Below are 20,768 nucleotides of genomic sequence, written 5' to 3'. Positions count from 1 at the left end.
TCACCATCCGCGCCAGCGAACATCACGCCTCATACGATGCTCATCGTCAACGCACAACCGTCAGCCGGCCCGCGTCCAGCTTCAGTAGGCGAGCGCCGTGCCGGTGGGCCTATCCAGTGCCGCGGCCAGGGATCGATATTCCTCGCAATCCGTCCCGCAGATGGAGGCAATTCGACCGAGGTGATAGAGCGCTTGCTCGCGATTGCCTCGCTCGAGCTGCCACAGTCCATAATATTGCCACGTCAGCACGTGGTTCGGATCAGCCCGCAATGCGCGTTCGTACCAGACCTGCGACTGCTCGTAGTCGCCGAGCTTGCGATAGGAGTAGCCGATGAGGTTGGCGACGTTCGGATGGTCGTCATGGCCGAGCGACTTCAATTGCGCGATCGCGGCCGTATAGTCGTTGCGCTCGTAGATGGTGTCATAGGCAACGCGGTAGCCGGCCGCGAAAGCGGGATCATCGATGCTGGACTGGTTGTTCGGCTTCTTGCCCTTATGGGTTGCCCGCGTGCCCGGGCGCTTCGGATAGGTTGGCTGCGGCTTCTGATCCGCATAGGCCCCGGCATAGGGATCGGTGGAGCTGATGCCGCCACCGCCTCCTCCGCCACCCCCGCCTCCCCCCGCGGCAAATGCCGGCGAGCTCAACAAAGCTGCCGCAAATGTACCGAGCATGACGAGCCTGATCATCGCTGTGATCATGTCTGTCTCCTGTCCTGTTTCAAGCGGCCCCGGACGATTTGATAACCCTGCCTCGGCAGCGATATTCCAGGACGCCGTGCGGAGACGTCAGCGTTCGTGCGACAGGTCTGTTGTCCTTATTGAAACGCGACCTCGGCAAAGCTGCGCAGCTTTCGCGAATGCAGCCGCTCGGATTCCTGCTGCTTCAGCCGCTCCAGCGCCTTCAACCCGATCTCGAGATGCTGGCCGACGCGGCGGCGGTAGAATTCGCTGGCCATGCCGGCGAGCTTGATCTCGCCATGCAGCGGCTTGTCGGAGACGCAGAGCAGCGTGCCGTAGGGGACGCGGAAGCGATAGCCGTTGGCGGCGATCGCTGCCGATTCCATGTCGAGCGCGACCGCGCGCGATTGCGACATCCGGCGAATCACCTCGGGCCCGGAGATCTCCCAGTTGCGATTGTCGACGCTGGCGACGGTGCCGGTGCGCATCAGGCGCTTGAGCTCGAAACCTTCGAGGCCGGTGACGTCCTCGACCGCCTGTTCGAGCGCGACCTGCATCTCCGCCAGCGCCGGGATCGGCACCCAGAGCGGCAGCTCGCGGTCGAGCACGTGGTCCTCGCGCACATAGCCATGCGCCAACACGTAGTCGCCGAGCCGCTGCGTGTTGCGCAAGCCCGCGCAATGGCCGAGCATCAGCCAGGCATGCGGGCGCAGCACGGCGACGTGGTCGGTGACGTTGCGCGCGTTCGACGGGCCAGTGCCGATGTTGATCAGGGTGATGCCGCGATAGCCTGATGCGACCAGGTGGAAGGCCGGCATCTGCGGCATGCGCGGGGGTGCGTCTCCGGTCGCGGCGCCGCCGGTCCGCATGATGACGTTTCCGGGCGCGACAAAGGCGTCGAGGCCGGCCTCGCCGGACTGGAGACGTTGCTGGCAGGCTTGCGCGAATGCATCAACATAGAACTGGTAGTTGGTGAAGATCACGAAATTCTGGAAATGCTCGGGGTCGGTGCCGGTGTAGTGGTAGAGCCGGCGCAGCGAGTAATCGACACGGGCGGCCCGAAACAGCGACAACGGCTCTGGCGCGCCGGGCTGAAGCTCGAATGTGCCGTCAGCAATCGAATCGTCCATCGTGGCGAGATCAGGCACGTCGAATGCATCGCGCAGCGATCGCGTGATGGACGAGTTCTCGCTGGTGGTGATGGCGGCCTCGATGTTGATGTCGCGGCGATAGGCGAAGTGGATCGGGATCGGCTCGGCGGATTCACCGATCTCCACGGGCACGCCGTGGTTCTGGATCAACAACCCGATCTGCTCGGTCAGGTACGCGCGAAACAGATCCGGCCGCGTCACGCTGGTCTCGTGCACGCCGGGGCCGGCGACGAAGCCGTACGCGAGACGCGAATCCAGCCGTGCGTGCGTCGCTGTGGTGAGGCGGACGAAGGGGTAGTAGGCCCGCACCCGCGTCGTGATCGCCTCGCCGTTAACGTAAGCCTCGAACCGGTCGCGCAGGAACTTTGTGTTGCGCTCGTAGATCTCTTCGAGGCGGGCGACGGCGAGGGACGCGTCGGCGAAGGATTTGGTGGCGATGGAGGGTGGGGATTGCATGGTTCGACCGCCGGGTTGCTGAGGCTTCGAGTCGAACTATAGCAAAGAAGGAGAAGTCGTAGAGTCGGCAAAGCGAAAGCGTGCCCACCATCGTGATTGCACCCGAAGAATGGCGGGCACGGCGCTTCGCGCCTTTGCCCGCCCTACGAGACCGAAGCTGAGGCGCGCGTCACTTCTCCCGGAACGCCCGCATCAGCTGGTCGTGCAGCGGCTTCATCAGGTAGGACAGCATGGTGCGGTCGCCGGTCTGGACGAAGGCTTCCGCCGGCATGCCGGGGATCAGCTTGGAATCGCCGAGGCGGGCGACCTCCTCCGCCGGCATCGAGACGCGGATGGTGTAATAGCTCTGGCCGGTGCGCTGGTCGGTGGTGACGTCGGGCGAGACGCGGGTGACGAGGCCGTTGAGCTCGGGCGTGGTCCGCTGGTTGAAGGCGGAGAGACGCAGCAGCGTCTTCTGGCCGATCTGGAGCTTGTCGATATCGACCGGATTGACCTTGGCCTCGACCTGGAGGTCGTCGGCCTGCGGCACGATCAGCATCAGCGCATCGCCTGCGGTGACGACGCCGCCGACCGTATGCACGGTCGATTGCAGCACCATGCCGTCCTGCGGCGCGCGGATGTCGACGCGGCGGAGCTGATCCTCGGCGGCGACCTTGCGCTCGATCATCTCGCCGATCTTGTCGTTGGTCTCACGCAGATCCTTGGAGACCTCGCTGACCATGTCCTTGTCGACCTGGATGATCTGAAGCTCGGTCTCGGTGATCTTGCCCTTGGCCTGCGCCCGCGAGGCGATGTATTGCGCGCGTTCACCGTTGAGGCGGGCATTGTCGCGCTCGAGCGTGGTCAGACGCGAGAGCTGCACCAAGTGCTTGTCGTAGAGATCGCGGACACCGACGAGCTCCTGCTGCACCAGCGCGATTTCCTTGTCCTTGGCTCTCTCCTGCGCGGACAGACCCTCGATCTCCTCGTTGAGCTGCTGGACGCGCTCGCGAAGCTGCGCCTTCTGGCCGGCGCGGCCGTTGACACGGACGTCGAACAGCTTGGTTTCGGCGGAGAGCAGGTTCTTGACATCGGGATCGTTGCCGCGATCCAGCAGCGATTGCGGGAACTCGACCTTGTCGACACCCCGCTGCTCGGCCTGAAGCCGCGCCGTGCGCGCCTGAGCCGCATCGAGATTCTTGGTGACGATGGCGAGGTTCGCCTTGGTGACGGTGTCATCGAGCCGCACCACGATGTCGCCGGCCTTGACCACGTCGCCGTCGTGGGCACGCAGCTCGCCGACCACGCCGCCGGTCGGATGCTGCACCTTCTTGACGTTGGATTCGACCACGATCTGGCCCGGCGCGATCAGCGCGCCCGAGATCTGCACGGTCGATGCCCAGCCGCCGAGACCGACGACCAGGACCAGGGTAATACCGAGCCCGAGCATCAGGTGAAAACGGATCGAGTCCCGCACGGTCTTCTTTGCGGCAGGCTTCCCGCCGCCGATCGCCATCGTGCTCATGACTTTCCGCCTTCGCTGACGATCTTGATCGGCGCCGGCGGGGTCGCGCGCGGCTGGAGCACCTGGGCGAGCACCTGCTCCTTCGGGCCGAAGGCCTGCATGCGACCATCGCGCAGCACCAGGATCTGATCGACCGCCTCGACGCCGATGGGCCGGTGCGCCACCACGATGACGATGGCACCACGGTCGCGGGCGGCGCGGATGGCGCGGGTCAGCGCCTCGTCGCCTTCGGTGTCGAGATTGGAATTGGGCTCGTCGAGCACGATCAGGAACGGATTGCCGTAGAGCGCCCGCGCCAGCGCCACGCGCTGGGCCTGGCCTGCCGAGAGCGAGGTGCCCTGCTCACCGACTTGCGTGTTGTAGCCCTCACGCATCTTGATGATCATCTCGTGCACGCCGGCTTCCTTGGCCGCAGAGATGATGCCGTCAGACGTCGCCTCGGGGTCAAAACGGCCGATGTTCTGCGCGATGGTGCCCCCGAACAGCTCGACGTCCTGCGGCAGATAGCCGATGTGGCGGCCGAGCATGTCGGAGGCCCATTGGTCGAGCGCCGCGCCGTCGAGCCGCACCTTGCCGCGCACCGGATGCCAGACGCCGACCAGCGCACGGATCAGCGAGGATTTGCCGGAGCCGCTCGGCCCGATCACGCCGAGGGCGTTGCCGGCTTCGAGCGCGAAGGTGACGTCCTGGACGATCAGGCGCTGGTCGCCCGGCGGCACCATGGCAACGCCTTCGACCGAGAGGCGGCTGGTGGGCGCCTGCAACTGGGTCGGCATCGTCTGCGCCGGCATCTGCTCCAAAAGGCGGGTGAGGCGCTGCCAGCTCTGGCGGGCCGCGACGAAGGACTTCCAGTGCGCGATGGCGAGATCGACCGGCGCCAGCGCACGCGCGGAGAGGATCGAGCCGGCGATGATGATGCCGGCGGTCGCCTCCTGGTGGATGACGAGATAGGCGCCGACCGCGAGCACGGCCGATTGCAGCATCATGCGCAGCACTTTTGCCACCGCGCCGAGACCGCCCGCGACGTCGCTCGCACGCTGGTTGCCGTCGAGATATTTTTCGTTGGCCTCGCTCCAGCGCCCGTTCATCCGGCCGGTCATGCCCATCGACACCATGACTTCGGCGTTGCGACGGCTGGACTGGGCGATGTCGTTGCGCTGGGCGGCAAGGCCCATCGCCTCCTTCGCCGGCTGGCGGGACATGAATTCGGTGACCAGCGTCAACCCGACCAGAATGATGGCGCCGACCAGTGCGGTGACGCCGATCATGACGTGGAAGGCGAAGCAGATGGCCAGGTAAAGCGGCAGCCAGGGCAGGTCGAAGAACGCGCTCGGGCCCATGCCGCCAAGGAAGGAGCGGACATTGTCGAGATCGCGCAGCGGCTGCAGGCCCTCGTTGCGGCTGCCGACCAGCAGCGGCAGGCGCACGATGGTGTCGAACACGCGCTTGTTGAGGGATTCATCGAGCGCCGTGCCGATCCGCCCCAGGATCCGGTTGCGGATCATGTCGAGCACGCCCTGCGCCGCATACAGGAAGCTGGCGAGGACGATCAGGCCGACCAGGGTCGGAACGCTGCGGCTCGGCAGCACCCGGTCGTAGACCTCCAGCATGAAGATCGACCCGGTCAGATAGAGCAGGTTGATCATGCAGCTCATCAAGCCGACGCCGACGAACCCCGTGCGACAAGCGCGCAAGGCGTCACCGAGCTCTGAACGGCGGACGCCAGGTACGGCTGCCATCAGTCTGATCTCTTTCGGGTAAGGGGCAAAGCCCCTGATTTCATAGGCCGCTCAGGGGTACTCGACCCGGATTAACACCGTATTCCCTCTGCGACCAGCGCAGCCGAATTCATCCAGGTCCCGATGGGCCACATCACCCCCTGACGGCCCCGCACGCAAGTCCGGTATTTCACAGTCTTTGCGGCTTTTTATAGCAGACATCGCGGCCTCTCCCCAGCCTTGGTCCAGCCTTGGCCAGCCTTGGGGAGAGGCGAAAGGTTCCGATCGACGAACCGGGCGGCTGCTAGAGCCGGCCTCCACCACGCACCAGGCGGACCACCAGAAGCAGGATGATGGCGCCGATCGCGGAAAAGATGATCTCCGGGACCAGCCCGGCGCCGATGTGAATGCCGAGCTTCGGGAACAGGAAGCTGGCGACGAACGCACCGGCAATGCCGATCACGATGTCGCCGATGATGCCGAACCCGCTGCCGCGCACCACCTTGCCGGCGAGCCAGCCGGCAACCAGGCCGACGAACAGGATAACGATGAGGCTTTGGCCAGAAATGTACATAAGTTGAAGTCCCTCTCCATGAACGGGGGCCATGGAACGGGAACCGGGATGAATGGGGTCTGAATGCTGTTCCCGTCCACGGTTGCGGTTTGAATTTATGACAGCGCGGTGACCGGCTCCGCCAGCACGCACCGCGCCGCCCGGCCCGGGCCGACCTCCACGTTCGCTGGCAGTTGCTCGACGCAGCGCGACTGGGCCACGGCGCAGCGGGGGGCGAAGGAGCAGTTGTGCGGCTTCTCAGCGAGCGACGGCGGCGTGCCGGGGATGGTTTCGAGGCGCTGCCCGCGCTTGGCGCCATGGATGGTCGAGGCGAGCAGGCCCTTGGCGTAGGGGTGCACCGGGCTACGCACGATGTCGCGAAGGGTGCCCTGCTCCACGATCTGGCCGGCATACATCACCGCGACGCGGTCGCAGATCTCGATGGCAACGCCGATATCGTGGGTAACGAAGATGACGGACATGCCGAACTCGCGCTGAAGCTCGCGTAGCAGCAACAATATCTGAATCTGCACGGTGGCATCGAGCGCGGTGGTCGGCTCGTCCGCCAGCAGTATCTTTGGCCGGCAGGCGAGCGCCAACGCGATCATCGCGCGCTGGCGCATGCCGCCGGACATCTCGTGCGGATAGGCGTCCAGCCTTCGCTTGGCCGAGGGAATGCGCACGACCTCGAGCATTTCGAGGGCCCTCGCCCTGCCCTCCGCAAAACTCTTGCCTTCGTGACGCACCACGCTCTCGGCGATCTGCGCGCCGATGGTGTAGACCGGATCGAGCGCGAGCGCGGGCTCCTGGAAGATCATCGAGACGGTCTGGCCGCGGAACGACGACAGCTGCTCGTCGTTCATGGCGAGCACGTCGCGGCCCATCACGTTGACCTTGCCCGAGATCTGCGTGCGCTTCTTCGGCAGCAGCCGCATCAACGCACGCAGGGTCACGCTCTTGCCTGAACCGGATTCGCCGAGCAGGCCCAGCACCTCGCCGTCACCGAGAGAGAGACTGAGATCGTTCACGGCAAAAACCGTGCGCTCGCCGGTGAAGCGGATGTTGAGGCCTGAGATGTCGACGAGCTTTGTCATGACGGAAGTTTGGGTACCCGGTCGTGGTAGTCGGTGACGCGCTGGAAGGCGGCGCCGATGGTGAGCAAGGTCGCTTCATCGAAGGAGCGGCCGATCAGCTGCATCCCGACCGGCAGGCCACTCTTGGTGAAGCCGGAGGGAATGGTGAGCGACGGCAGGCCGAGGAAATTCACCGGACGCGTGAACAGCGTCAGCCGCTGCACCATCGCCGGCGCGTTCGGTCCGCCGCCAACGTCGCTCTCCTCGATCGTCGGCGCCGGCACGGGTGAAGCCGGTGCGATGATCGCATCGACGCCAGCGGCCGCCGCATTGTGCGCGGCGAGTGCCGGACCGCGCCAGCGCATCGCCTCGAGATAGGTGATGGCGGGAACCGCGAGGCCGTTTTGAAGCCTCATCAGCGTCTGCGCACCATAATCCTGCGGGCGCTCGATCATCCAGCGCTTGTGAAAGGCGGCGGCTTCCGCCGCGAGCACGAGTTGGCTCGCCGCCTGCAATTGCCGCTGATCCGGCAGCTCGACTGTGACGATGTCGGCGCCCTCACGCTTGAGCACCGCGATGGTCTCGTCAAGCACGCGTGCGACTTCGGCGTCGAGGTCGTCGACATAGAAGGATGCGGGCACGCCGATCTTGAGGCCCTTCAGCGAGCCCTTGGTCGCGCCGACATAGTCCGAGAGCGGCTCGTGGCTGGTGGTCGAATCCGCGGGATCGAGACCGGCCATCAGCGCCAGCAGCAGCGCACAATCTTCCGCAGTCCGCGCGAGCGGGCCGACGGTGTCGAGCGATTGCGACAGCGGCATCGCGCCGGCACGGCTGACGCGGCCGACCGTGGTCTTCAGTCCCGTGACGCCGCAGAAATGTGCGGGCATGCGGATCGAGCCGCCGGTGTCCGAGCCGAGCGCGGCAAAGGTAAGTCGCGCGGCGACCGACGAGCCGGAGCCGGACGAGGAACCGCCGGTGATATGCGCGACGTTCCAGGGATTGCGCACCGGGCCGTAATGGGCGTTGTGGCCGGTCGGGCCGTAGGCGAATTCGGCGAGATGCAGGGTGCCGAGCCGGACCTGGCCCGCGTCCTTCAAGCGCTGCAAGGCGGTGGAGGTGACGGTCGGCACGAAGTCGCGGCGGATCAGCGAGCCGCAGGTCGCGACGTGGCCGGCGTCGTAATACATGTCCTTGTGCGCCAGCGGCACGCCATGCAAGGGACCGCGGAGATTGCCCTTGGCGAGCTCGGCGTCGGCGGCATCGGCCGCGTTCAGCGCGGCTTCCGCTTCAATCGACATGAAGGCGTTGAGATGCGGCTGCCACTGCGCGATGCGATGCAGCAGCGCGCGCGTCACCTCATGCGAGGACATCTGCTTCATCGCGATCGCACGTGCGACCTCGGTGAGCGTCATCAATGCAGGCTCGGTGCTCATTTCGACACCTTCAGCGTCTGCGCGATCGGATAGAGCGCGGGCTCGAGGTCGAACGGGAGCGTGCCGGCGATGGCTGAAAAGCCTTCGAAGGCAGGTCCGATGGAGTTGGAGATACGCGTGGCGATCTCGTCATCCACGGGAACGCCGGCGACTTGCGCCATCGGCTTGATCTCTTTCGGTGTCGGTCTCGTCATGCGGTTTCCCCTGTGGGCGCGCGGCTATGGCCTGAACCCGGTATAGCCATGTAGCACGCCGCCTCGTGGCCTATCTTATCGACGGCCGTGAGCTTTGGTGCTGCATTTGCGCAGAGCGGCTCCGCAAACGCGCAACGGGTGTGGAAGCGGCAGCCCGACGGCGGGTCGATCGGATTGGGCGGATCGCCCGTGATCGGCGGCTTCTCGGTGCGGCGATCAGGATCCGAGGACGGCATCGCAGCCAGAAGCGCGCGCGTGTAGGGGTGCGCGGGACTGTCCCAGACCTGGTCGACCGGGCCGAGCTCGACGACCTCGCCGAGATACATCACCAGCACGCGATCACTGATGTAGCGGACGACGTTGAGGTCGTGGCTGATGAAGAGGTAGGTCAGGCCGAACTCGCGCTTGAGGTCGGCCAAGAGATTCAGCACCTGCGCTTCGACGGATTTGTCGAGTGCGGAGACGGCTTCATCGAGGATCACCAGCCGCGGCGACAGCGCCAGCGCACGCGCGATGTTGACGCGCTGGCGCTGGCCGCCGGAGATCTCGTGCGGATAGCGGTTGGCGAAATTTGCTGGGACCAGGCCGACCTTGCCGAGCAGCTCGCGCGCCAGCGCTCGCGCCGTGCCATCGGCCATGCCGTGCACCTTCGGGCCGAAGGCGATCGATTCCTCGATGGTGAGGCGCGGATTGAGTGAGGCGTAGGAATCCTGGAACACCATCTGCATGCCACGTCGCAGCTCACGCAGCGACAAGGACTGCCCGACGGTCATGCCGTCATAGATGATGTCGCCGGTGTCGCGCGGCATCAGATGCATCAGCAAGCGCGCGGTGGTCGACTTGCCGCAGCCGGATTCGCCGACGATGCCGACGGTCTCGCCCTTGGCTATGGAAAAGGAGACGTTGTCGACGGCGCGTACGGTGCGCTTTGCGGCGAACAATCCGCCACGAACCGGGAAGTGCTTTGTCAGGCCATTGACCTGGAGCAGCGGCTGCGCGACGCCGCCGATGTCCTCGATCGGCTCCAGCATTTCAACGGATGTGCTGCTCTCGCTCATGGCTAGTTCCTGATGTCCATAGCGCTACGCAGGCCGTCCGAGAGCAGATTGAAGCAGATCGAGACCGCGAAGATCATCGCGCCCGGCAATGCTGCGACCCAGGGGTTGACGTAGATCGCGGTGCGCAGCGTGTTCAACATCAGGCCCCATTCCGGCTCCGGCGGTTTGGTGCCGAGGCCGAGGAAGGAGAGACCGGCCGCCAAAATCATCGAGACCGAGATCAGGCTGGTGGCGTAGACGAAGATCGAGCCCAGCACGTTGCCGAGGATGTGCACGCGCATGATGGTGAACGGCCCCGCGCCCGAGGCGCGCGCGGCGTCGACGAAATCCATGTTGCGCACGCCGGTGGTGACGCTTTCGGCGACGCGGGTGATTTGCGGGACGAACACGACTGTCAACGAGACGATGGAGTTGAGAATGCCGGCGCCGAGTGCGCCGGAGATCGCGATCGCCAGCAGCACGGAGGGGAAAGCGTAGAACACGTCGATCGTACGCATGATCGCGGTGTTCAGCTTGCCGCCGACATAGCCGGCGACGAGGCCGAGGGAGGTGCCGATGCAGAAGGCGAGGATCACAGGCAAAATGCCGATCACCAGCGACAGCCGGCCGCCATAGATCAGCCGCGCCAGCATGTCGCGGCCGAGCTCGTCGGTGCCGAGCGGGTAGCCGACTGTGCCGATGTGGCGCAGGCGGCGGATCATCGAGCCCTTGTAGGGATCCTCAAGTCCGAGCCAGGGTGCAAGGATCGCGGACAGGAAGATCAACAGCAGCACCAGCGCGCAGGCCATGCTGACCTTGTCGCGCGTGATGCGGCGGCCGACGGTCGCCCAATAGCCGCGCGCCTTGGTGGCGGGCGCGGCCTGGAGCGCGGCGTCGGCGGTGACAGACAACGGAAGCTCGCTCATCGCTAGCCCCGCTTGATGCGCGGGTCGATCGCGGCTTGCGCGATGTCGACCAGCAGATTGAGGAAGACGAAGAACAGCGCCAGAATCAGGATCGTGCCCTGCAATAGCGGCAGGTCGCGCTGGAAGATTGCGGAGTTGAGCAGGAAGCCCGAGCCGGGCCAGGAGAACACGGTCTCGATCAGGATCGAGCCGCCGAGCATGTAGCCGAGCTGAAGCCCCATCACCGCAAGCGCGGTGGGCGCGGCATTCTTGATGACGTGGCGGAACACGCCGGTTTCGTGCAGGCCTTTGGCGCGCAATGCCTCGACGAAATCCTGCGAGAGAATATCGCCGGTGAGTGCGCGCACGGTGCGGGTGACGATGCCCATCGGGATCACCGACGTCGTGATCGCCGGCAGCACGAGATATTGCAGATGCGCCCAGTCCCATGCCCAGGCTGCGGATCCGCCGGGCCCGGCGCCGACCGCCGGCAGCCAGTTCAGCTGCACCGAGAAGATGATGACGAGCACCATGCCGAGCCAGTAATGCGGCACGGACACGCCCGCGATCGCAAAGGACGTCGCGACCTTGTCGATCCAGGTTTCGCGAAAGTAGCCGGCGATCAGGCCGAGCAAAATGCCCATGGTGAAGCCGATGATCGCCGCGGCAATCGCCAGCGTGACGGTGTTACCGACCGCGCGCATGACCTCGGCAAGCACGGGACGCCCCGTCGCGATGGAATTGCCGAGATCGCCATGCAGTGCGCGCAGCAGCCAAAGCCCGAACTGCACCGGCAGCGGGCGATCAAAACCATAGGCGGCACGGAGCTGCGCGGCGAGCTCCTGCGAGGCATCTGCGGGGAGCACCGCGACGAGCGGATCGCCCGGCGTGATGTGCACGAGCAGAAAGCACACCAGCGCCACGCTGATGACGATCGGAATGACATAGACGATGCGTCTGGCGATATAGGCGAGCACGTTGTTTCTTTTTCTTCCCTTCTCCCCTTGTGGGAGAAGGTGGCGCGAAGCGCCGGATGAGGGGTATCTATCCGCGGATACAGCATGATCAAATGAGAAGAGGGTCACTCGCGGAGAGAGACCCCTCACCCGGCTTCGCTATCCGCGAAGCCACCCTCTCCCACAAGGGGAGAGGGTGCACTATTTGTGTGGCGCGAGCTACTGCATCGACACCAGCGAGAAGTCGATGAACCAGCTCTTCGGCTGCACCACGCCCGTCACCTTCGGGCTCATGGCACGGGGGCCGACGTCGTGCGCGACGTAGAGGAAGGCTGCGTCGTCGACGGAGGCCGCGTGCAGCTCGGCGAGCGCGGCGTCACGCGCGGCCGGATCGAAGGTCTGCCGCGCCCTTTTTACCATCTCGTCGAACTTGGGATTGTTGATAAAACCCCAATTGTTCGAGACCGGCGGGGCCATGCTCGATTGCAGGAAGCGCACCAGCGCGAAATACGGATCCATCGCCGCATAGGTGACGTTGGTCGCGTTCGAGCCGTTCGCGCTGGGATCCTTGACGCCGCGGCGCCAATTGGAGAACAGCGTGTTCCACTCGATGACATCGAGCTGCACGTCGAAATAGCATTCGGCGAGTGCTTGCTGGAGATATTCGTTCATCGGCAGCGGCTGCATCTGGCCCGAGCCGGAGGTCGAGGTCTGGATCTTCACCGCGAGCTTCTTATTCGGACCAAAGCCCGCCTCCTGCATCAGCTTCTGCGCAGCCGGCTTGTCGTACTTGATCTCGAAGGTCGGTTTTCCCCGCCAGGGATGGCCGGGTTCGAACGTGCCGGTCGCCGGCACCATCAGGCCGCCGAGCAGGCCGTCCCTGAGGCCTTCGCGATCGACGCAGAGGTTTGCGGCCTTGCGGACGCGGATGTCGTTCCAGGGCGAGCCCTCGATGCGCGAGAACTGCCAGGGCCAGACATGCGGCTGCTCATTGGTGTAGAGCTTGAAGCCGCGCTGCTTGATCTCGGGCAAAGCGTCCGGTGCCGGCGCCTCGACCCAATCGACCTGGCCAGAGAGCAGCGCCGCGGTGCGCGCATTGGCTTCCGGCATCGGCAAGAGCACCATCTTGTCGGTCTTCGGCACGCGCGCCTTGTCCCAATAATTCGCGTTCTTCACCAGTTCGAGCCGCTCACGCGGGGTGAAGCCCGACATCTTCCACGGGCCGGTGCCCGATGCATTCTTGGCAAACGCGGTCCAGGCGGCCTGCGTTTTCGCCTTGGCGTCGGCGCCTTCCGCCTTCTCATAGAAAGCCTGCCACTTCGCCGGGCTCGCCATGAACAGATTGGTGAGGTTGATTGGCAGAAAGCTGTCCGGCTCGGAGGTCGTCAGCTCCACCGTCATGTCGTCGATCTTCTTGGCAGATACGAGCGTCGGCATGCGCGTGGCGGTCGCACCGACCTGGCTGGGATCGAATTGCGGCGCGTCCTGCTTCAACACCTTCTCGACGTTCCACACCACCGCATCGGCATTGAACGGCGAGCCGTCATGGAAGGTGACGCCGGGGCGCAGCTTGAAGGTCCACTTTGTCTTGTCGGCATCGTCGACCTTCCACTCGGTGGCAAGGCCGGGGATCACCACGCTCGGCTTGTCGGCGGAGGACAGGTCCCAGCCGGTGAGCGCGTCATACATGGTGAGGCCGGTGAAGCGGTTGCCTTCGAAGCCCTGATCGGGCTGGCCGAGCGTGCGCGGAATATCGGCAGCGGTCATGCCGATGCGCAGCACGGTTTCGGCGCTGGCCACGCGCGGCCATGCGGCCGCAGTTGTCAGGGCCAGCGCCGCGATCAGCGCCGCGCGGGTCGTTGTCTTGATAAGCATTACTTCAGTCCTTTTCCCAATATCGATGACTAATTTTGATGCAATCGTATGCAATGGCCATGCCAAGGGGGAAACTTATTCTGCCAATTGCCCCTGCGACGACAAGTCCTTGTGATGATGCGGAGGCGAGCGCCCTGTTCTGCCTATTCTGGCATCAAGCTTGCACGTTTGGCCCGGAATCTCCTGGGAGCTTTGGGCCATGCGTATTCGTTTGACGACCTGTCTCGCCGTGCTTGCGCTGGCGTTATCCGCAATCTCGGCACGCGCCGAAACGGTGGTGCGCTACGGCATCTCGATGGCGGACATTCCGCTGACGACGGGCCAGCCCGACCGCGGCGCCGGCGCCTATCAGTTCACGGCCTACACGATCTACGATCCTTTGGTCGCATGGGAGATGGACGTCGCCGACCGTCCCGGCAAGCTGGTGCCGGGCCTCGCCACTGAATGGAAGGTGGACGACACCGACAAGAAGAAGTGGCGCTTCACGCTCCGCAAGGACGTGAAGTTTCACGACGGCAGCGCGTTCGACGCCGACGCGGTGATCTGGAATCTGGACAAGGTGCTCAACGACAAGGCGCCGCAATTCGACAAGCGGCAGAGCGCGCAGGTGAAGACGCGTCTGCCTTCGGTCGCCAGCTACGCCAAGATCGACGATTCCACGGTGGAGATCACCACCAAGACGGTCGATTCCTTCTTTCCCTACCAAATGCTGTGGTTCCTGGTGTCGAGCCCGGCGCAATATGAAAAGCTCGGCAAGGATTGGGACAAGTTCGCCAGCCAGCCTTCCGGCACCGGTCCGTTCAAGCTGACAAAACTGGTGCCGCGCGAGCTTGCGGAGCTCAGCAAGAATCCGGACTACTGGAACAAGAAGCGCATTCCCAAGGTCGACAAGATCGTGCTGGTGCCGATGCCGGAAGCGCTGACGCGCACCAATGCGCTGCTCGCGGGGCAAGTGGACCTGATCGAGACGCCGGCGCCGGATGCCGTGCCGCAGCTGAAGGCGGCTGGCATGAAGATCGTCGACAACGTCACGCCGCATGTCTGGAATTATCATCTCAGCGTGCTGCCGGGCTCGCCCTGGACCGACATCCGCCTGCGCAAGGCACTGAATCTCGCGATCAACCGCGACGAAGTCGTCGGCCTGATGAACGGGTTGGCGAAGCCGGCCAAGGGCCAGGTCGACCCATCGAGCCCGTGGTTCGGCAAGCCGACCTTCGAGCTGAAATATGATCTTGCTGCCGCCAAGAAGCTGGTCGAGGAGGCCGGCTACTCCAAGGCAAAACCGCTGAAAGCCACCTTCATCATCGCACAGGGCGGGACCGGCCAGATGCTGTCGCTGCCGATGAACGAATTTTTGCAGCAGAGCTTTAAAGAGATCGGCATCGAGATCGACTTCAAGGTGGTCGAGCTCGAAACGCTCTACACGCATTGGCGCAAGGGCGCAGCCGACGAGATGAACGCCGGCATCACCGCCAACAACATCGCCTATGTCACGTCAGATCCGCTCTACGCCATCGTCCGCTTCTTCGCCTCCGACCAGATCGCGCCGGTCGGCGTCAACTGGGGCGGCTACAAGAACCCGAAGGTCGACGCGCTGATCAACGAGGCCAAGCAGACGTTTGACACGGCCAAGCAGGACGATTTGATCGCCCAGGCGCATGCGCTGATCGTCGATGATGCCGTGCTGGTCTGGGTCGTCCACGACACCAACCCGCACGCGCTGTCGCCGAAGGTGAAGCAGTTCGTGCAGGCGCAGCACTGGTTCCAGGATCTGACGACGATCGGAGTGGAGTGAGGCGGCGGACATCAGTGCCGTAAGGTGGGCACGTCTGCCCCAACACCGTCATTGCGAGCGAAGCGAAGCAATCCAGTATCTTCCGCGGAAGCGGTCTGGATTGCTTCGTCGCAAGAGCTCCTCGCAATGACGGCGGAGAGACTGAGTGACGGCGGAGGGACTTACTTCCCCCACCGCAATGCCAGCGCGTCGCGCTCCTTGGCCAATTCCAGCAATCCCGCTCTTGTCGCCGGATGCAGCGGCTGCAACGGATGTCGCACCGCGTCCGACTTGATCACGCCACCGGCCTGCATCATCGCCTTGCACGCGATCAGGCCGCATTGGCGGTTCTCGTAATTGATCAGCGGCAGCCAGCGCTCATAGGCGGCCTTCGCCTTCTCCCGATCGCCGGCGAAATAGGGATCGATGATCTGGCGGATGCCGTCGGGATATCCGCCGCCGGTCATGGCACCGGTGGCGCCGGCATCGAGATCGGCGAGCAGCGTGATCGCTTCCTCGCCATCCCAGGGGCCCTCGATATCCTTGCCGCCTGCCTCGATCAGGCTGCGGAGCTTTGAAGCCGCGCCTGCTACCTCGATCTTGAAATAGCGGATATTGGCGAGTTCGCGCGCCAGCCGCGCCAGCAGCTCGACCGACAGCGGCGTGCCGGCGACCGGCGCGTCCTGGATCATGATGGGGATGTTGATCGCGCCGGAAAGCACCTTGAAGAACTCGACCACGCCTTTCTCGGGCACGCGAAAGGTCGCGCCGTGATAGGGCGGCATCACCATCACCATGGCGGCACCTGCCGCTTCAGCCTGCTGGCTGCGCGCGGCGCAAACGGCGGAGCTGAAATGCGTGGTGGTGACAATCACGGGAACCCGACCCGCGACATGCTCCATCACCGCACGCATCACGGTTTCGCGCTCGGCATCGGTGAGCACGAACTGCTCGGAGAAATTGGCGAGGATGCAGATTCCGTGCGAGCCGGCGTCGATCATGAAATCGATGCAGCGGCGCTGGCCCTCGAGGTCGAGCTCGCCGCGCTCGTCGAAGATGGTGGGCGCGACCGGGAACACGCCGCGATAGGGGCGCTGGGCCTTGTGTGGGGTGACCGGCATCGAACTCTCCATCCCTGATGTGTCTTACGTCTGTTGCCGCGTCCACGCGGCGGCACAGATGTAGCCGCCGCGCGGACCGGCGGCAATGCCGATCGCACGACGTTGGATGGAAGAACTAAGAAGTTAAGCCGTCTTCACTGCGCCGAGGAAACCCTCGACCGCGACGCGGAGACGATCGGCATCGGCCGACATTTTCTTCACGGAGTCGGACAGCACCGTGCCGGCGTTGCCGGTCTCCTCGTTGAGCTTGGCGACGCTGCCGATGGTGTCGGTGACCTCGCGGGTGCCTTGGGCGGCCTGCTGGAAGTTGCGCGAGATCTCGGTGGTGGCCGCGCGCTGCTGTTCCACGGCGGCGGCAATCGCCGTCATCTTCTCGTCGATGCCGCTGATGGCGCCGCCGATGGAGCGGATCGCGGTCACCGCCTGGCCTGTCGCGCCCTGGATCTCCGCGACCTGGCGCGAGATTTCTTCCGTCGCCGTCGCGGTCTGAGCGGCGAGGCTCTTGACCTCGCCGGCGACCACGGCAAAGCCGCGGCCGGCCTCACCGGCACGGGCCGCTTCGATGGTGGCGTTCAGCGCCAGAAGGTTGGTCTGGCCGGCAATGGCGTTGATCATCTTCACGACCTCGCCGATGCGGCTTGCGGTCTGGTCGAGGATCTCGACCGTCGCGTTGGTCCGCTCGGCCTGCGACACGGCTTCGCGGGCCTCGCGCGCGCTCGACTGCACCTGCGCGGAAATCTCGCCGACGGAGGCAGAGAGCTCCTCTGTCGCGGCCGCGATGGTCTCGAGATTGTTGGTGGCCTGCTCGGCAGAGGAGGCGACCGCAGCGGTCTGGCTGCTCGACTCCGAGACCAGCGTGCGCACGTCGGTCGCGGTGGCGTCGAGCTCCCGGGCCGACGCAGCGACGCTGTGAATGACGGCCTGCACGGTGTCGTCGAAGCTGCGGCAGGCCTCGTCCACGGTGCCGGAGCGGGCGAGCTGCAGCGCCTGCTGCGATTCGCGCTCCTGGCCGAGACGTTCGGCGGTCGCAGCGCTCTCACGCAGGCTTTCGAGCGCGGCGGCCATGGTGCCGAACTCGTCGGGATAGCGGGACTGCGGAACCGGCGTCGCATAATCGCGTGCGCCGATGCGCGCGATGGCATCGAGAATGGCGCGAACCGGGCGCATCAGGCGATTGCGCACGACGTAGACGCCGGCCATGGTCACGGCGAGCGCGAGCAGGAAGGCGAGCGACTGCACCACGAGATTGGTCAGCGCCTTGGCCTGAACCGCCTCCGCGCGCGCGATCGACTGGTCCAGCGCTTTGTTTGCGACCCCGGCAATGAGCGGGAACGGCGACTGGCACAGCACGTTCCACTCCGAGGCGGGAAGCGCGGGCTTGCCACTGCCGTCGAAATTCTTCGTGAGCTCGCCGATCTGCTTCAGGACGCCATCGGTCTTGGCCTTCGCCTCCGTCGCTGCCGTAACCAGCTCCGCCGCCACGTCCGGCGCACCCAGCAACTCGGCCATGCCGGCCCAACCGGAGGCAATGGTGCCGTCCCATTGCGCCACCGACCGCTTCTGAGCGTCGTCGAGTGGCTTGCTACTGTTGACGTTCGCGCGAAGCGACGAGCAATGGACTCCATAACGGTCGCGCACCTGCCAGGCGAAGCGGCGGACCTGGATCATGCGGGCGATGAAGGGATCGTCCAGCCAGGCGCGGTTCGATACCGCGGTAGACGCCAGATTGGCGGTGTCGATCACCTTGGTGACGGCGTCGTACCAGGGATTGGTCCGTTCCATCTTGCGATCGGCGCGCGGAAGCTTGGCCTCATCATGGAACAACTGGAACTGCGGTGCGGCTTCGTTCCAGCGCTGCTTCAGCGTGCTCGCGAGCTCATCGCGCCGGGCGAATTCGATGGTGGAGAGCGCGCCGAGGATGGCTTCATAGCCGGCCTGCTCGGCCTTCTCGGCGGCACCGAGCTTGGCGCGCGGATCGTCTTCGCCGAGGATCGCGCTCTGGGCATCGCCGCGATTGTTGCGGAGCGACAGCACGCCGTGGAAGATCGCCTTGTCGGCGGCGGCAAGCCGCGCGGTTTCGAGACTGTCGCTGTAGCGGCCAAAGGCTCCGACCATCTGGATCGCCGTGGAGGCCAACGCGCCGGCCGCCAGCAGGGCCATCAGGGTCAGGAGAAGCGAGCTTACCGATTTCTTAAACATTGCCATGGGGTCACAAGGGGCCACTCTCGGGGAGTGGCCACCTTGCATCGCGACATGCCAATGTTTCGTTAAGGTTTTAATTGAATGGCAGCGGTTCCGCCTGCGTGCATTCCGGCGGCCCGCGACCTTCTTACGCAACCTTGGTGAAATCCGGGGGGCGACGCTCCGCAAAAGCCGTAAATGCCTCGCGCGCCTCGGCGGTCCGCAGGCGCTGTGCAAATTGCTCGCCTTCCGCCTGCATCTGCGCGACCAGCGCTTCGCCGTTGCGCATCAGCTTCTTGGTCGCCGTGAGCGCGCCGGCCGGCTGGCGGGCGAGCCGCTGCGCCAACGCGAGCGCCTCGGCGTCGAGCTTGTCGAGCGACACCACGCGGTTGGCGAGGCCCCATTCCAGCGCGGACTTCGCCGGCACGGTCTCGCCGAGCGCGAACATCTCGTAGGCACGGGCATAGCCGATGCGGGCCGGCATCAAGAGACTTGAGGCGGCTTCCGGCACCAGCGCGAGGCTGACGAAGGGCGTGGACAATTGCGCATTGTCGGCGAGCACGACGAGGTCGCAATGCAGCAGCATCGTGGTGCCGACGCCGACGGCGCGGCCCTGCACCGCGGCCACCAGCGGCCGGGTGCAGCGCGCCAACGACTGGATGAAGCGCACGACGTTGCGGCTTCCTTCCGACTTGCCCGCTGCGACGGCCGCGAACTCGCCGACATCATTGCCGGCGGTGAACATGTCGCCCTCGCCGCGGATCAGGATCACGCGGGTGGACGGATCGGACTCGGCGGATTCGATGGTATCGGCGAGCTTGCCGTACATCGCATCGGTCAGCGCGTTCTTCTTGTCGGGGCGCGCCAGCGTGAGGGTGAGAATTCCGCCGTTGTTCTCGATCCGGACATGCTCGGTCATTACTCTGCTCCTTGGTGCTCGTCTGAAGGCTTTTGATCTGAAGGTCTTGGAAACTTGTCCTGAATGCTCGTCAGCCAGCGCGCGACGATGTCGATCTCCGCAGCTGTAAATCCGTCCGTCAGCGCCGCATTGATCGCCGCGGCCGAAGTCTTGGCCTGCGCCAGCGCGCTGCGCCCCTTCGGCGTCAGCCACACCCGCCAGGCGCGCCCGTCCTCGCGATCGGCGCGCCGCTCGATCAGCCTGGCCGCTGCCGTACGATCGACGAGGCCGGAAATGCCGGCCGGCCCCATGTCGAGCGCCGCGCCCGCCTCGCCCATCAGGACGCCGTCCTGCCTGCCGAGGATGAACAGCAGCCCCGCCTGCGCCGGCGTCACCTCGCTCCCGGGCTGCGACGCCATCCAGCGCTGCAAACGCCGCTGCGCGACGCTCAGCAGATAGATCAGGCGGTGAGGCCTCGCCGCGATCTCTTTATTTCGCATGCGAAATATATAATCGAGACGAACTGGATTGTCAAAAGGGAGCCGCTAGGCCGATCTGGCGCGGCAGCCGTCCAGAAACAGGGCCGCGCAGGTCTGCACGCGACGCTCGATTTGCTTGCGTGACGGCAGCGGCATGCCGCCATAGATCGCGGCACGTTGTGGTGCGGACGCGACCATGCCGATCAGCATGCCGGCGACGTCCTCGACATCGTCGATGACGATCCGCTTGCGCTTGACCTGAAGGCGGAGCCAGCCGGCAAGTGCCTTGGCGGTGCGGGAAATGCCGTTCATGTAGAAGTTTGCAGCGAGCTCGGGAAATGTGGCGGATTGCTGCAGCACCATGCGCTGCAACGCCACGACTTCCGGATCGAGCGCGAGATCCGCGCAGGCCAGCAGCGCAGCGCGGAGGCCGGTTTCGATATCGACCTCGTCGCTTCCTTGCAGATCGACGGCAGACAGCAATCGCTCGAGCCTGTCCGCGCACATCGCTTCGAACAGGGCGGCCTTGCCGGGGAACAGACGATAAAGCGTCTTGGTCGAGATGCCGGCGCGGCGCGCCAGCTCTTCGGTGCTGGTCGCCGCATAGCCTTCGACGGCGAACGTATGCCGCGCGGCTTCGAGGACGATCCGCGTCGTCTCCTCGTCGCTGCGCACCGGCGGCCGTCCGCGCGGACGGCATTCAGTTTCCGGCTTTGCACTTTCCGATTTTGCCTGAGCCATGCTTTTAAATGACGCCTGTCATTCCATTGACAATTCCCAAG

18 protein-coding genes are annotated in these 20,768 nt (G+C 65.0%); 1 reads left to right on the top strand and 17 read right to left on the bottom strand.

Annotated elements, in window-relative coordinates; translation table 11 throughout:
* Positions 1-81: 81 nt before the first annotated feature.
* The 12 genes from B5V03_RS23120 to B5V03_RS23065 form a co-directional block, all read right to left on the bottom strand.
* Positions 82-699, bottom strand: a complete 618-nt coding sequence (locus B5V03_RS23120) for a tetratricopeptide repeat protein (RefSeq protein WP_129272696.1) — start codon at positions 697-699, stop codon at positions 82-84.
* A gap of 116 nt (positions 700-815) precedes the next feature.
* Positions 816-2,285: an AMP nucleosidase gene (locus B5V03_RS23115; protein WP_129272695.1), complete on the bottom strand. Its 1,470-nt coding sequence runs from the start codon at positions 2,283-2,285 to the stop codon at positions 816-818.
* A 169-nt stretch (positions 2,286-2,454) separates the two neighbouring features.
* Complete coding sequence (locus B5V03_RS23110) at positions 2,455-3,789, bottom strand: HlyD family type I secretion periplasmic adaptor subunit (RefSeq protein WP_129272694.1); 1,335 nt, start codon at positions 3,787-3,789, stop codon at positions 2,455-2,457.
* Positions 3,786-5,528 (bottom strand): type I secretion system permease/ATPase, encoded by a 1,743-nt coding sequence (locus B5V03_RS23105; protein ID WP_129272693.1) that lies wholly within the window; start codon positions 5,526-5,528, stop codon positions 3,786-3,788. The genes B5V03_RS23110 and B5V03_RS23105 overlap by 4 nt, the downstream gene beginning before the upstream one ends.
* A gap of 283 nt (positions 5,529-5,811) precedes the next feature.
* The gene (locus B5V03_RS23100) at positions 5,812-6,081 is read right to left on the bottom strand and encodes a GlsB/YeaQ/YmgE family stress response membrane protein (protein WP_129272692.1); all 270 of its coding nucleotides are present in this window, start codon (positions 6,079-6,081) and stop codon (positions 5,812-5,814) included.
* Positions 6,082-6,176: 95 nt separating this feature from the next.
* Entirely contained in the window at positions 6,177-7,154 is a 978-nt protein-coding gene (locus B5V03_RS23095) for an ABC transporter ATP-binding protein (RefSeq protein WP_129272691.1), read from the bottom strand.
* A complete protein-coding gene (locus B5V03_RS23090) occupies positions 7,151-8,566 on the bottom strand; it encodes an amidase (protein ID WP_129272690.1) in 1,416 nt (471 codons plus the stop codon). Before B5V03_RS23090 ends, B5V03_RS23095 begins: the two co-directional genes overlap by 4 nt.
* Entirely contained in the window at positions 8,563-8,760 is a 198-nt protein-coding gene (locus B5V03_RS23085) for a hypothetical protein (RefSeq protein WP_129272689.1), read from the bottom strand. The genes B5V03_RS23090 and B5V03_RS23085 overlap by 4 nt, the downstream gene beginning before the upstream one ends.
* On the bottom strand, positions 8,757-9,818 hold the full coding sequence (locus B5V03_RS23080) for an ABC transporter ATP-binding protein (RefSeq protein WP_164988220.1): 1,062 nt from the start codon (positions 9,816-9,818) through the stop codon (positions 8,757-8,759). The genes B5V03_RS23085 and B5V03_RS23080 overlap by 4 nt, the downstream gene beginning before the upstream one ends.
* Before the next feature lie 2 nt (positions 9,819-9,820).
* Positions 9,821-10,723 carry an ABC transporter permease gene (locus tag B5V03_RS23075; protein WP_129272688.1) on the bottom strand — a complete coding sequence of 301 codons (903 nt, stop codon included), beginning with the start codon at positions 10,721-10,723 and terminating at the stop codon, positions 9,821-9,823.
* A gap of 2 nt (positions 10,724-10,725) precedes the next feature.
* Positions 10,726-11,679 (bottom strand): ABC transporter permease, encoded by a 954-nt coding sequence (locus B5V03_RS23070; RefSeq protein ID WP_129272687.1) that lies wholly within the window; start codon positions 11,677-11,679, stop codon positions 10,726-10,728.
* A gap of 198 nt (positions 11,680-11,877) precedes the next feature.
* Positions 11,878-13,533, bottom strand: coding sequence for an ABC transporter substrate-binding protein (locus B5V03_RS23065; RefSeq protein ID WP_129272686.1), 1,656 nt, complete (start codon positions 13,531-13,533; stop codon positions 11,878-11,880).
* A 199-nt stretch (positions 13,534-13,732) separates the two neighbouring features.
* Here B5V03_RS23065 and B5V03_RS23060 point away from each other — a divergent pair, with 199 nt between their 5' ends.
* A complete protein-coding gene (locus B5V03_RS23060) occupies positions 13,733-15,328 on the top strand; it encodes an ABC transporter substrate-binding protein (RefSeq protein WP_129272685.1) in 1,596 nt (531 codons plus the stop codon).
* 161 nt (positions 15,329-15,489) lie between these two features.
* Here the strand turns inward: B5V03_RS23060 and B5V03_RS23050 are convergent, their stop codons facing one another.
* The 5 genes from B5V03_RS23050 to B5V03_RS23030 all read right to left on the bottom strand — a co-directional run bounded on the left by B5V03_RS23050 (position 15,490) and on the right by B5V03_RS23030 (position 20,727).
* The gene (locus B5V03_RS23050; RefSeq protein WP_129272684.1) at positions 15,490-16,428 is read right to left on the bottom strand and encodes a dihydrodipicolinate synthase family protein; all 939 of its coding nucleotides are present in this window, start codon (positions 16,426-16,428) and stop codon (positions 15,490-15,492) included.
* 123 nt (positions 16,429-16,551) lie between these two features.
* Positions 16,552-18,633: a methyl-accepting chemotaxis protein gene (locus B5V03_RS23045; RefSeq protein ID WP_164988219.1), complete on the bottom strand. Its 2,082-nt coding sequence runs from the start codon at positions 18,631-18,633 to the stop codon at positions 16,552-16,554.
* Positions 18,634-18,757: 124 nt separating this feature from the next.
* Positions 18,758-19,528 carry an enoyl-CoA hydratase gene (locus tag B5V03_RS23040; protein ID WP_129272682.1) on the bottom strand — a complete coding sequence of 257 codons (771 nt, stop codon included), beginning with the start codon at positions 19,526-19,528 and terminating at the stop codon, positions 18,758-18,760.
* Entirely contained in the window at positions 19,528-20,007 is a 480-nt protein-coding gene (locus B5V03_RS23035) for a MarR family winged helix-turn-helix transcriptional regulator (protein WP_129272681.1), read from the bottom strand. The genes B5V03_RS23040 and B5V03_RS23035 overlap by 1 nt, the downstream gene beginning before the upstream one ends.
* Positions 20,008-20,052: 45 nt before the next feature.
* Entirely contained in the window at positions 20,053-20,727 is a 675-nt protein-coding gene (locus tag B5V03_RS23030) for a TetR/AcrR family transcriptional regulator (RefSeq protein ID WP_129272680.1), read from the bottom strand.
* Between the last annotated feature and the right edge of the window lie 41 nt (positions 20,728-20,768).

Source organism: Bradyrhizobium betae (assembly GCF_004123905.1).
Lineage (GTDB): Bacteria > Pseudomonadota > Alphaproteobacteria > Rhizobiales > Xanthobacteraceae > Bradyrhizobium > Bradyrhizobium betae_A.
Note: the sequence above shows the minus strand (reverse complement) of the source record. Positions and strands in the feature narration are given on the sequence as shown.

What these genes read in the sequence shown, in the direction of transcription:
- B5V03_RS23095 (WP_129272691.1), bottom strand. Translation starts at nt 7,154, where the DNA reads ATGACAAAGCTCGTCGACATCTCAGGCCTCAACATCCGCTTCACCGGC.
- B5V03_RS23050 (WP_129272684.1), bottom strand. Translation starts at nt 16,428, where the DNA reads ATGCCGGTCACCCCACACAAGGCCCAGCGCCCCTATCGCGGCGTGTTC.
- B5V03_RS23035 (WP_129272681.1), bottom strand. Translation starts at nt 20,007, where the DNA reads ATGCGAAATAAAGAGATCGCGGCGAGGCCTCACCGCCTGATCTATCTG.
- B5V03_RS23085 (WP_129272689.1), bottom strand. Translation starts at nt 8,760, where the DNA reads ATGACGAGACCGACACCGAAAGAGATCAAGCCGATGGCGCAAGTCGCC.
- B5V03_RS23100 (WP_129272692.1), bottom strand. Translation starts at nt 6,081, where the DNA reads ATGTACATTTCTGGCCAAAGCCTCATCGTTATCCTGTTCGTCGGCCTG.
- B5V03_RS23110 (WP_129272694.1), bottom strand. Translation starts at nt 3,789, where the DNA reads ATGAGCACGATGGCGATCGGCGGCGGGAAGCCTGCCGCAAAGAAGACC.
- B5V03_RS23120 (WP_129272696.1), bottom strand. Translation starts at nt 699, where the DNA reads ATGATCACAGCGATGATCAGGCTCGTCATGCTCGGTACATTTGCGGCA.
- B5V03_RS23040 (WP_129272682.1), bottom strand. Translation starts at nt 19,528, where the DNA reads ATGACCGAGCATGTCCGGATCGAGAACAACGGCGGAATTCTCACCCTC.
- B5V03_RS23030 (WP_129272680.1), bottom strand. Translation starts at nt 20,727, where the DNA reads ATGGCTCAGGCAAAATCGGAAAGTGCAAAGCCGGAAACTGAATGCCGT.
- B5V03_RS23075 (WP_129272688.1), bottom strand. Translation starts at nt 10,723, where the DNA reads ATGAGCGAGCTTCCGTTGTCTGTCACCGCCGACGCCGCGCTCCAGGCC.
- B5V03_RS23045 (WP_164988219.1), bottom strand. Translation starts at nt 18,633, where the DNA reads ATGGCAATGTTTAAGAAATCGGTAAGCTCGCTTCTCCTGACCCTGATG.
- B5V03_RS23090 (WP_129272690.1), bottom strand. Translation starts at nt 8,566, where the DNA reads ATGAGCACCGAGCCTGCATTGATGACGCTCACCGAGGTCGCACGTGCG.
- B5V03_RS23115 (WP_129272695.1), bottom strand. Translation starts at nt 2,285, where the DNA reads ATGCAATCCCCACCCTCCATCGCCACCAAATCCTTCGCCGACGCGTCC.
- B5V03_RS23060 (WP_129272685.1), top strand. Translation starts at nt 13,733, where the DNA reads ATGCGTATTCGTTTGACGACCTGTCTCGCCGTGCTTGCGCTGGCGTTA.
- B5V03_RS23105 (WP_129272693.1), bottom strand. Translation starts at nt 5,528, where the DNA reads ATGGCAGCCGTACCTGGCGTCCGCCGTTCAGAGCTCGGTGACGCCTTG.
- B5V03_RS23065 (WP_129272686.1), bottom strand. Translation starts at nt 13,533, where the DNA reads ATGCTTATCAAGACAACGACCCGCGCGGCGCTGATCGCGGCGCTGGCC.
- B5V03_RS23080 (WP_164988220.1), bottom strand. Translation starts at nt 9,818, where the DNA reads ATGAGCGAGAGCAGCACATCCGTTGAAATGCTGGAGCCGATCGAGGAC.